Here is a 10,961-nt window from a genome sequence, read left to right on the forward strand (position 1 = left end):
CAGATGGCGATGTCTCGGCCGGCCGGGTGGTGGCTGCGCATGGCGAAGAGCCTCAGCCCAGGCCCAGTGCTGCCTTGGCGAGGATGTTGCGCTGGATCTCGTTGCTACCCGCGTAGATCGAGCCGGCGCGATCGTTCATGTAGTGCAGCGGAGCGACCGCTTGCCATGCCTCGCCACTGACATATCCGTCGGCGGGGGGTTCGTACTGGGCGATCGGACCGCCGGGAGCAGCGGCGTGCGGCTGATAGACGCGGCCATGGACACCGGCCGCCTCGAGGTCGAGTTCGGTGATCTTCTGGCTCAGCTCGGTGCCGAGGATCTTGAGCATCGATGCGATCGATCCGGCCTCCGATGCCGTACCGAGCGCGGCGAGCGCCCGGTACTCGAGCACCTCGAGGATCTTGGCACGCACGCGGGCATCCGCCAGTTTGGCTGCGAAAGCGGGCTCCTCGTTCAGCGGTACGCCCGACGGGCCGGTCACGCCGGCGGCGCGCTCGGCGATGTTCTCGCACATGACCTGCAGCGCGGGGGCCGCCGCACCGCCGCCGCGCTCGAAGATCAGCAGGTACTTCGCGACCGTCCAACCCTCGTCGATCGTGCCGAGCACGTTGGCCTTGGGAACGCGCACGCCGTCGAAGAAGACCTGTGCCTGGATCTGTTCGCCCGAGGCCATCACCAGGTTCTGGATCTCGATGCCCGGCGAGCGCATGTCGATCAACAGGAAGGTGATGCCCTGCTGCTTGCGCTCCTGTCGCGAGGTACGGACCAGGCAGAAGATCCAGTTCGCCTCTGCGGCATGGGTGGTCCAGATCTTGCTGCCGGTGACCACGAAGTCGTCGCCGTCGCTGACGGCCGCCATCGACAGCGAGGCGAGGTCCGAACCCGCCTCGGGCTCGGAGTATCCCTGGCAGAAGAACACGCTGCCGTCGAGGATGCCGGGCAGGAAGTGGTCCTTCTGCTCCTGCGTGCCGAACGCCATGATCGCGTGGGACACCATCCGGATTCCCATGGGGGACAGAGCGGGTGCACCCGCGAGGATCGACTCACGGCTGAAGATGTAGTGCTGGGCCTGCGACCAGTCGCAACCGCCGTACTCCACCGGCCAGGCGGGCGCCGCCCATCCTCGTTCGTGCAGGATGGCCTGCCACTTCATCGACGCCTCGTGATCGGCGTAGACGCTCGTGCGTAACCGTCCCGCGGCCCGGAGCTCGGGGGTCAGGTTCGCCTCGAGAAACTCGCGCACTTCGTCGCGGAATGCGATGTCGGCGTCCGACCAGGTCATGTCCATCGAGCCCTCACCCCTCTCTGCATCGCGATCCGACCCCGACGACGGCCGCGTATCAAATATATGTTCGCGCTGAAAATGTACTGCAGGTCACCCGGTGGAGAAAAGTCGGATGCCCGGATCGTCGGAGCCCACGTGTGCGGTGGACCGACGATCCGGGCGATGCGCGCTGGTCAGGGCAGTTGACGGGCACCCGGGGGGGCGACTCACGCGACGCGGTTGAACGGATCGTGCTCGGCCATGATCTTGTCCATGCGCGCCTCGTCGAGACGCGCGCGGACAGTGGTCTGTTCCTGGCGATCGCGGACGACCTTCGCGAGGGTGAAGGTGCTCGAGGTGAGGAACAGCAGCGTGATGCCGAGGAACCCCCGTTGCCAGGGGTCGATCGGCAGATAGAGGATGCCGATGACCGCGGTCGCCAGGCTGACGGCGAAGGCGATCGCGGCCTGGAGGAAGAACGCGGCGGTGGTCGGGGTCTGGGGCGTGTCGTTCGGTGTGGTCATGCCCATCACGGTCCCAGCCCGCGTCCGCCTACGGATGCGTGCGATTACTCAGGTGCTCTGAGTAGACCCGCCGGAATCCTCGGTCGGCGGTTGCTCTCCGGAATCCGATGCCGGCGGTTCGGAGGCTGTCGTCTCGGACGCAGTGGGATCGGACGCAGTGGGATCGGACGCACTCGGCTCGGCGTTGTTCACGGTTGGTGCCGGAGCGGGAGGGCCGGCGTCGACGGCGGGAACCGGATCCCGGGGGAGAGGCTCCTCGGGGCCCGCGGTCGCGGACGTCTGGTCCTTCGGTGCCGACGACGCGAGCAGCACGTCGGCCCAGCGGGTGGCGGGATCGATGTCGATCAACAGGGCCTTCGACATCAGGGTCAACGGCACCGCGAGGATCGCGCCCAGCGGACCGATCACCCAGGCCCAGAACACAAGTGACAGAAAGGTGAGCGTGGTCGAGAGTCCGACGGCATCACCGACGAACTTTGGCTGGATCACCGACTGGATGATCACATTGATCACGCTGTACACGACGATGACCAACAGCATCTGACCCGCGCCGCCGTCGAGGAGTGCCAGGATCGCCGGCGGGATCAGACCGATCACGAAGCCGATGTTGGGGATGTAGTTGGTGATGAACGACAGCAGACCCCACAGGACGGGCAGAGGCACACCGATCAACCAGAGGAAGCCGGTGTCGAAAACGGCCACGATCAGCCCGAAGACCGTCGAGACCAGCAGATAGCTGCGTGTGCCGCGCGCGAAGTTGCTGAATGCCGCTGCGATGTCGGGACGTTGGTCACGCAGCACGCCGATGCGCTTGTCGAAGGAGATGGCATCCGCCGACATGAACAACAGCACGGTCAGGACAAGGATCAGTGCCGACGCGACCGACAGCGTGCTCTCCAGCACCTCGGACACGTAGCCGATGGCTTTGCTGGGGTCCATGTGGGAGATCGCCTGATGGACCTGATCCTGGCTGACCCCGTGATCGGTGAGGAACTTCTGGAAACTGTCGATCATCGACTGGAACTTGTCCGAGTACTCCGGAAGGATCGTGGCGAGCCGAGCGACCGAGAACGCCAGAGATCCGAACAGCCCTAACAGGATTCCGTATACCGCGAGCAGGGTCGCGACGAAGGCGAGCCACGTCGGCAGACCCTTGCGACGCAGCCATGCGGGGATCGGTTGCACGGCCACCGTGAGCATCAGCGCCAGGAACACCGGACCGACGAGACCGGACACCGCCTTCATGCCGCCGACGGTGACGATCAGACCGGCGATCGTGAGGAGCACGATCGTTCCGCGTGGAATCGCCCAGCCCGGCTGCGGGTCAGGCCGTGACTGTCCAGACCCTGTCTGCTCGGGCGCCGTCTGCTCGACCGCCATTCGGTGTACCTCTCGTCCAGACCGTGAATCGTCGATCGACGACCCGACCGCTCTTCGGTGCACAGGCTGCCGTCAGGTCGCGCTGATCGTACCGCCGACTGCCGGTCGGCGGGCTCATCCAGATCGGGTGGTGGGTCGGGCGCTCAGCGACCGGTCCAACGCGGCGACCGCTTCGACACGAACGCGGTGATGCCTTCGATGGTGTCCTGGCTGACGAGGAGCGAGTCGAGGGCGCCGAAGGTCTCCTCGATGGCGTCGATCTCGTCGGGGATCGTCCCGGCGGCGTCCATGGCGCGCAGCGATTCACGCACCGATGTCGGCGAACCGGCGAGGATGTCGTCGGCTACTGCGCGCGCAAGGGCCATCACCTCGCCGGCCGGCGCGACCCGGCTGACGAGACCCGCGGTCATCGCCTCGGTCGCGTCGATGCGGCGTCCGGTCAGGATCATGTCGCGCGCCAGAGCACCGCCCACCGCGGCGGGCAGTCGCACGAGACCGCCGGCCACTGCCGCGAGTCCGACGCGGACCTCGGGCAGGCCGAACGTGGCATGTTCGTCGGCGACGATGATGTGACATGCCATCGCGATCTCGCAGCCTCCACCGAGTGCGTAACCGTTGACTGCCGCGATCACCGGTTTCGGCTTGTGTCGTCGGGAGGTGAGGCCGGCGAACCCGTTCTTCGGGACCTCCAGCCCCGCGCCGGTCGTCTGCGCGAGATCGTTGCCCGCCGAGAACGCCTTGTCCCCGGCGCCGGTGAGGATCGCGACCCAGAGACCAGGGTCGGCGAAATATGCGTCGAAGATGTCATCCAGCTCGGCGTTTGCGGCCGGGTGCAACGCATTTCGTGCGTCCGGCCGGTTGATCGTCACCTCCAGCACGTGGTTCTCGCGGCGGATCGCGACGTGGTCGTATCGGTCGCGGAAGACCGGCTCGGTCGGTGGGTGCCGGTGCACCATCGCCGCGCGACTCGTATAGACCCGGTTGCCGCGGGACGACGACCGGACGTAGATGTCGGAGCCGATCGGATCATTTGTGGCCAGGAGATCGAACATGGCGTCGTCGTCGCTGCCGACGGTGGCGACGAATCGGCTCTGGTCCCGCAGTCGCCCGATGACGATCGCCCGCCGCGCTCCGTCCTTGCCGGGCAGGACGGTGAACGTCTCGAGGGTGGCCGGTCCGTCGGCGTAGTCGCTGGTCGATACGGCCGGCGCGGTGTCGAGTTCCTCTTGGACACCCGCGGAGTCGCCGTCGCTCCACAGGGCGGGCCGGGAACTGTAGACGCCGACCGAGGTCTTGCTGAGGATTCCGCCGTTGGCCACGACCAATGCGTACGCATCGGTGTTGGCGCGGGTGCGCTCGACCGCCTCGGCAATGGCATGCATCGAGTAGTTGTTCCCCGGACCACCGAAGAACGGCAGTCCGCCGGTCAAGGTGAGACCGCGCGGGTCGTCGGGTGCCACACCGAGTGGATCGATGACGTTGGAGACGGCGATGGGGAAGCAGCTGTAGATGTCGATGAACGTGATGTCGTCGAGCGTGACGTCGGCGACGTCGAGGGCATGGCGAACGGCGGCGGCGCCCCCGGGGGCGCGACTGAGATCCGGTCGCTTCATCAGGGTCTGCTCACGGGTGTCGGCATGTCCGTGCAGGAACACCCAGCGAGACGCGTGGATGCCCAGTTCTCGGGCGAGGCCGACCGACATGACGACCACGGCCGCCGCCTGGTTCACCTGATCGCGGGCGACGAGCAGGCGCGTGAACGGGTCGGCGACGACCCGGTTCTCCTGATTGGTGGTGATCAGTTCCTCGACGGTGCGCGCCGTCGGCGCAGCCGCGTGGGGATTGTCGGCCGCGACCGTCGACAGAGGCGCGAAGAGTTCGCCCATCGCCCGGGCATACTCATCGCGACCGAGCCCGAGGCGGTGGCGTCGAGCATTCTCGAGCACCGCGTACTGGGCCAATGGCGCAATGAGCCCATGTCGTGCCTCTTGGTGCGACGTCAATCCGCCGATCGCGAAACCACGATCCTCCAGCTGGCCGCCGACCTGCTCGGAATGGTCGGGACGCTCGGCAGGGTCCACGGCCGACATGAGATGTCGGACCGTCGACATCACCTCGGCGCCGAACAGGACGGCGCCGTTGCTGCGGCCCGCCTGGATCTCGCCGGCGAACTCGGTCAGGAGACTCTGTGGGCTCTGCCCGCCGGTGACACCCAGCACTGCCCGAGCGGGGTCGAGGCCGATCTGCTTGGCGACCGCACGGGGCATGTTGTCCGGCCGGCCGAGCGGTGAGGTGGACAGCGGGCTCGACTCCTCGAACGTTCGCACACCCACGATCGTGTCGATCTCGGCCGCGATGCTGGGTAGCACGATACCGCTGTCTCCCAGTGCGGTCTCGACGGCGAGTGTGGCGAGGTCGACCTCCGCCAGCGCCCGATAATCGGGATCGCCCAATCGTTCGGATGCCTGTCCGACACCGACGATGATCGGCGTACTCGCCGGAAGCTGGGACAGCGGGACGGATCTCGGCATTGTTGACCTTTCCGGGAGACAGTCGGGCGAGGTTCGATCTCACCATTCGTCGATGGCATCGTGCTGGCTCCATTAAGTCATCCGGTGCCACTGCGGCGTACACCGCCCCCGAACATGTTGCATTTCGTCTCCGGCCGACAACTTGCGTGGTAAGAATGATTACAAGTAATCACGAAGGAGCGTCTGATGAGCGACAACGATTCAGTGGCCGGTTGGCTGGCCGGCCGGTTACCCGACGGCCTGTTCGTCGCAGCGCCGGAGGTGCAGGTGGACAGGGAGGAGATCACGGTCATCGGAACGATCTCGCCGCCGGATCTCGACGAGGGGGCTGATGACACTGCTCGACGTCAGGCCGAGGCGGGCAGAATCGCCAGGTTCCGCGAGTCGACCCGAGACCAGAGGATCGAGGTCGCGCGAGAAGCCGAGCACCGTTTTGACCGAAAAGTCGCCTGGGGCATCCGATGTGGCGAGTCCTCACAATTGTTCACTCACCTCGCGGTGCCGGTCATGACCCGTCTGCGCCAACCTCAGCGGCAGGTTCTCGACACCCTCGTCGCCGCGGGCGTGGCCCGTAGTCGCGCGGATGCGTTGTCCTGGTGCGTGAAACTGGTCGGGCAGCATACGGATTCGTGGCTGACGGAGCTTCGGGACGCGATGGAGACCGTCGACAAGGTCCGCGATGCCGGCCCTGTCGTCGATTGATCACTCGCGCGGATCGCCGATCCACCGACCGAACGCAGAAGTGTTGCCTTGCTTCCGCGTTCGGTCGGTAGAGGATCGCCCGTATCACACTGTGGAGTTGTCAAGGTACGGATGCGGTCCCGGCGTGGCCGGGTGCGAGATTGTGGTCGGTGTGGAGAGTCGGTTATGGGGTCAGGCGGCGACGGCGTCGAGGGTCATGGTGCGTCTGCTGTAACTGGGTAACGCTCGTTGCTCGGGGTCGACGGTGGTCGGTGGTGTCAGCCAGGGGTGGTGGTCGGCGCCGATGAACACGTCCCAGCCGTTGTGGTGGATGTCGGCGTGACACGACGGGCACAGCAGGCAGCCGTTCTCCAGGCACGTGTCGCCGCCTTGGCTCCAGTGGTCGATGTGGTGGGCATGACAGCGTTCTGCGGGCGCACCACACTTGATGCAGCATCGGTCGCGGATATAGAGAGCTTTGCGTTGGGCGGGGGTGAACAGGCGTTTGTCTCTGCCGACGTCGAGGGGCACGGTTTCGCCGTCGACGAGTAGTGGTGTGATGGTCGGGTCACAGGCCAGTCGGTTCATCGTGGCGCGGGTGATCGATCCCATGTATTCGAGGGACGATTCTTTGGGGCTGTCGGCGGGGATGGTCAGCAGCACATGGGTTCTCGGAACCATGGTCGCGTCATTTCCGCCGGTGGCGGCGATGTCGAGGATGGTCTCTAATGCGTCGGCGAGGCGTCGTTCGGTGGAACGGGCATCGGGGGAGCCGTCGGGTTCGGGACGGGGTGCACCGTGGCGTTCCATGGCGGCCTGGAACTTCTCGCCGACTTCGACATCGAGGTCGGCCTCGACATGGATGCGTCCGTCTGTGGTCTTACTCTTCGTGAGCGTGTTGATGGTGCGGTCTTCCGCGGCAGGCACGCCGCCGGGAGTGTCGTCGGCGACGAGGTTGCCCAGGGTGCGGGCGCGGTCGACGATTTCGGCGGGGGTGGCGCCGGAGAAGTGTTGTCCGAGAAGATCTGTCACATGGTTTAGACGTTGGGTGTCGTCGATCGGTTCCGGTGATCTTTTCCCGATGTGCTCGATACCGCGGACGATGGCGTCAGCATGTTCTCCGGAGAGGACGCCGTCGGCGGCGTGGGCGGCCAATGTCGGCAGTGCTGTCAGTGATCCGGCGATACGGATGAAGCGTTGGGCCACGGCGGGTGCACATCCCATGACGATCAACAGTTCTCGAGTCGTGCGCCCGTGATCGGTGGCCACGCGCAGTCGTTCGAGCGCTGCGGTCAGGACGGCGGCGTGATGATCTATCAGGTTACGCAGCCTCAGGAGCGCCCGCATCGCGTCGAAGGCCCCCGGCCCGGTCAATTCCTCGTCGTCGAGGCGAAGATCGCGGACAGCGGTAGAGATGTCGTCGATGATGCTCACAGCAGTCCCCCAAGAGTCGACAGATCAGGCCAGCAGGAGACTCATCGGATTCTTGGGACCACACCCAGGGGTGCGGCGGTCACGCACATCAATTTGAACCTGCTGACACCAATCTATCGAACACATGTACGAGGCGCAAGGGATTTCCGAAACTTTTTTGTGATGTACCGGGACATCGGTGACAGTGTGGTCTTAGCGGGCGTGGGCCGTCAGTCCGCGCACGTTTACGCAACTCGTAGAACGACTTCCGGGATATTCCATGTTCAGTCCCGAACGTCGAGATCGCCCCGCGGGTTGCATCCTCAGGCCACTGCGAGATCGCTAGACGCACGACAGGGTCAATGGGTTCATTAACAGCCACCGGCCGAGCATCGATGCAGAAGTGTCGCCACCAAGACCACCCACACTGTCACCGATGTCTTGACAAAGAATTGTCACCGATGTCCTGAGAGATAACCGGAAACTATCTCGGCGAGGTATCGAGCATCGCCACGCGCCGCCAGCCAATGCGTTCATGCAAGGCGCAGAACCACTTTCGGGACTCCTTCTCTTCGGTGGAGAACGGTTGAGGCCGGGGGAGCGGCACTCCGAACCCCAGCCCTACTTTTTCCTCAGCACGGTTCGAAGGGTTCACCTGGCCGCCCGGCGCGACGACACTGTGCTCGCCGACGACACCGCGCTCGCCGACGACCCGTTTCGACGAAAAGGACCTGCCGTGACCGCCACCACCGACCGGAGTTCGTACACGGACACCGAACTCGACGACATCTTCGCTCCCGTCTTCGCACGGATCGCCGACGGCGCCGTCCGCCGCGAGGTCGACCGTTCACTCGCCCACGACGAGGTCGCCTGGCTCAACGATGTCCGCTTCGGCGCGCTCCGGGTACCGGTCGAGTTGGGCGGCTACGGCGCGTCGGTTCGTCAACTCTTCCGCCTGTTGATCGATCTCGCGGCCGCAGAATCCAATCTGCCCCAGGCTTTACGGGTGCACTGGTCGTTCGTCGAAGATCAACTCCTCTCCGACGACCCGTCGGCCCGAGAGGAGTGGCTGCGCACGGTCGCCGGCGGAACCCTCGTCGGAAACGCGATCACCGAGCCGGGGATCGGCGCGATCGACCGCTATCGGACCCGGCTCACCGCCGACGGCGACAAATGGCGGCTCGACGGCACCAAGTACTACAGCACCGGCAGCCTCTACGCCGACCACATCCTCGTGGCCGCCGACAAAGACGGGGAACGTGTCTCGATCCTGGTCGACGCCGATGCCGACGGGGTGACCCAGCACGACGACTGGGACGGCTTCGGACAACGGCTCACCGCGAGCGGAACGACCGAGTTCTCCGGCGTCGCCGTCACCGACGACCGAATCCTCGGACCCGGATACGGTGTCGCCGGCCGAACCTACGCCACCTCGTACTTACAGCTCGTTCAGCTCGCGGTACTCGCGGGCATCGCGCAGCGTGCGCTCGACGACACGGCGGCCTGGGTGCGAGATCGCACCCGCACCTACACGCACGCCGCGGCGGACCTTCCGCGTCACGACCCGCTGGTGCAGCAGGTCGTAGGACGACTGTCGGCGGCGGCGTACACGGCGCGGACGCTCGTCCTCGACATCGCCTCCGAACTGGACGAGCTGCTCGATGCGGGCGGGCAGGACGAGGCGCTGCTCGACCGTGTCGAGTTCGACGTCGCACGTGCGCAGCAGGCGGTCATCAGCACGGTGCTCGACGCGACCACCGAGCTGTTCGAGGTGGGTGGCGCGTCGATCACGTCGGAGGCGTTGCGCCTCGACCGTCACTGGCGCAACGCCCGCACGATCTCGGTGCACAACCCGCTCATCTACAAGGTGCAGGCGATCGGCGACCACGTCCTCAACGGTGCCGACCTGCCCTACGCGTGGAGCGCCGGCTCACGCTGACGCGCACTCCTCAGGTCAGCCACTCCCGCGTGTAGACGTCCTGCCACCGCACGGTGATGTTGTGCCGTGCGGTGGTCGTCGTCCGCTCACCCAACGCGGTCGCCAACACATCCCCGACGACGTCCCGTACCTCGTCGGACCGGATCAACAACGCGTCCTGGTAGCGGGCGATCAGCCCGATGCGGATACCCGACACTTCGTCGTCGTCGCCGTCGACCGCGACGAACACCACCAGTCGGCCCACCGCGGAACGGACGCGGATCGACAAGAGCTGCTTGAGGATCCGATCACTCACCCGAATGCCGTCGACGTCGGTCGAGAGAGTCCGTGCGGGTCGTCGGACGCGGCTCAGGTTCGCCGAGATCGCCGAGATCAGGCGGTTGACATCGCCGTCGGGTTCGTCGAGGCGGCGACTCGCCTCGACCAGCCAGGCGTCGGTCTCATCGGAGTGCTCGTCGTCGACGTAGATGTCATTCACGGCTGCGCTCCTCTCCCCGGGTGGTCGATCGTGCGGATGTCTGCTCGGTGCGATCTGGCGGCCCTCCACGTGACGGTCCTGGTGGACCTCCGGGGCGCCACGGCGCCAACCGTATCGACAGATAGCGGCGACTCCGTTGCAGATGACCGCGCACCGAGCCGGTGGAGATCTGCAACACCCGCGATATCTCGTCCAGCGACAGGCCCTCCGACTCGCGCAGCCACCATGCCGCACGGGATGTCTCCGGAAGCGAGGCCAATTCCTGGCGCAGGGCCTCCACGAGCGAGGACTGTTCGGCTCGCTCGGCCGGAAGCGGTGCCGGGTCCGCGAGGTCGACGAAGCGGTCATCGACGGTGGGGACGTCGCGACGTCGGCGTCGATGGTCGATCGTCCGGCGATGTGCGATGGCGAACATCCAGGTACGGAACGAACTGCGGAAACCGAAGTCGGGCAGACTCTTCCACGCGTGTAGCAGAGTCTCCTGTGCGAGATCCTCGGCGGTCTGCGGGTCGGCGACCATGCGTCGCAGGTAGCCCAGCAGGCCAGGCGAGACCCTCGTGACCAGGACGGCGAACGCCTCCTTGTCGCCGACTGCTGCCGCTGCCGCCAACTCGTCGTCCGACATCTCGGACAGGACGATCCCCGAACCCGATGCAGGTCCGTCCGGACTGCGTCGGACCAGACGATCCGGGACGGGAAACGCCGCGACGTTTCCGCTCGCCGACGCAGTCCGGACGGACCTGCATCGGGT

At 65.9% G+C, this 10,961-nt stretch carries 9 protein-coding genes; 2 read left to right on the forward strand and 7 right to left on the reverse strand.

The window, feature by feature from the left end; all coding sequences use genetic code 11:
- Positions 1-52 precede the first annotated feature (52 nt).
- From EEB19_RS17120 to EEB19_RS17135, 4 genes are all read right to left on the reverse strand, one after another.
- Positions 53-1,288 carry an acyl-CoA dehydrogenase family protein gene (locus EEB19_RS17120; RefSeq protein WP_187588415.1) on the reverse strand — a complete coding sequence of 412 codons (1,236 nt, stop codon included), beginning with the start codon at positions 1,286-1,288 and terminating at the stop codon, positions 53-55.
- 203 nt (positions 1,289-1,491) lie between these two features.
- A complete protein-coding gene (locus EEB19_RS17125; protein WP_187588417.1) occupies positions 1,492-1,788 on the reverse strand; it encodes a YiaA/YiaB family inner membrane protein in 297 nt (98 codons plus the stop codon).
- A gap of 48 nt (positions 1,789-1,836) precedes the next feature.
- On the reverse strand, positions 1,837-3,168 hold the full coding sequence (locus EEB19_RS17130) for an AI-2E family transporter (protein ID WP_187588419.1): 1,332 nt from the start codon (positions 3,166-3,168) through the stop codon (positions 1,837-1,839).
- A 143-nt stretch (positions 3,169-3,311) separates the two neighbouring features.
- Positions 3,312-5,699 (reverse strand): acetyl-CoA acetyltransferase, encoded by a 2,388-nt coding sequence (locus tag EEB19_RS17135; RefSeq protein ID WP_187588421.1) that lies wholly within the window; start codon positions 5,697-5,699, stop codon positions 3,312-3,314.
- A 186-nt stretch (positions 5,700-5,885) separates the two neighbouring features.
- On the opposite strand from EEB19_RS17135, the gene EEB19_RS17140 reads away from it, so the two are divergent.
- The gene (locus EEB19_RS17140; protein ID WP_187588423.1) at positions 5,886-6,401 is read left to right on the forward strand and encodes a hypothetical protein; all 516 of its coding nucleotides are present in this window, start codon (positions 5,886-5,888) and stop codon (positions 6,399-6,401) included.
- A gap of 171 nt (positions 6,402-6,572) precedes the next feature.
- Here EEB19_RS17140 and EEB19_RS17145 read toward each other — a convergent pair whose 3' ends face one another.
- Positions 6,573-7,814, reverse strand: a complete 1,242-nt coding sequence (locus EEB19_RS17145) for an HNH endonuclease signature motif containing protein (protein ID WP_262365733.1) — start codon at positions 7,812-7,814, stop codon at positions 6,573-6,575.
- A 715-nt stretch (positions 7,815-8,529) separates the two neighbouring features.
- On the opposite strand from EEB19_RS17145, the gene EEB19_RS17150 reads away from it, so the two are divergent.
- Complete coding sequence (locus EEB19_RS17150; RefSeq protein WP_187588425.1) at positions 8,530-9,732, forward strand: acyl-CoA dehydrogenase family protein; 1,203 nt, start codon at positions 8,530-8,532, stop codon at positions 9,730-9,732.
- Positions 9,733-9,742: 10 nt separating this feature from the next.
- Here EEB19_RS17150 and EEB19_RS17155 read toward each other — a convergent pair whose 3' ends face one another.
- Positions 9,743-10,210: a hypothetical protein gene (locus tag EEB19_RS17155; protein ID WP_187588427.1), complete on the reverse strand. Its 468-nt coding sequence runs from the start codon at positions 10,208-10,210 to the stop codon at positions 9,743-9,745.
- Entirely contained in the window at positions 10,203-10,835 is a 633-nt protein-coding gene (locus EEB19_RS17160) for an RNA polymerase sigma factor (protein ID WP_187588456.1), read from the reverse strand. The genes EEB19_RS17155 and EEB19_RS17160 overlap by 8 nt, the downstream gene beginning before the upstream one ends.
- Positions 10,836-10,961 lie beyond the last annotated feature (126 nt).

The organism is Gordonia sp. OPL2, from assembly GCF_003797825.1.
GTDB lineage: Bacteria > Actinomycetota > Actinomycetes > Mycobacteriales > Mycobacteriaceae > Gordonia.

Bases quoted from the DNA above. Each gene is read 5' to 3' on its own strand.
- EEB19_RS17120 (WP_187588415.1), bottom strand. From the start codon at position 1,288: ATGGACATGACCTGGTCGGACGCCGACATCGCATTCCGCGACGAAGTG.
- EEB19_RS17125 (WP_187588417.1), bottom strand. From the start codon at position 1,788: ATGACCACACCGAACGACACGCCCCAGACCCCGACCACCGCCGCGTTC.
- EEB19_RS17130 (WP_187588419.1), bottom strand. From the start codon at position 3,168: ATGGCGGTCGAGCAGACGGCGCCCGAGCAGACAGGGTCTGGACAGTCA.
- EEB19_RS17135 (WP_187588421.1), bottom strand. From the start codon at position 5,699: ATGCCGAGATCCGTCCCGCTGTCCCAGCTTCCGGCGAGTACGCCGATC.
- EEB19_RS17140 (WP_187588423.1), top strand. From the start codon at position 5,886: ATGAGCGACAACGATTCAGTGGCCGGTTGGCTGGCCGGCCGGTTACCC.
- EEB19_RS17160 (WP_187588456.1), bottom strand. From the start codon at position 10,835: ATGTCGGACGACGAGTTGGCGGCAGCGGCAGCAGTCGGCGACAAGGAG.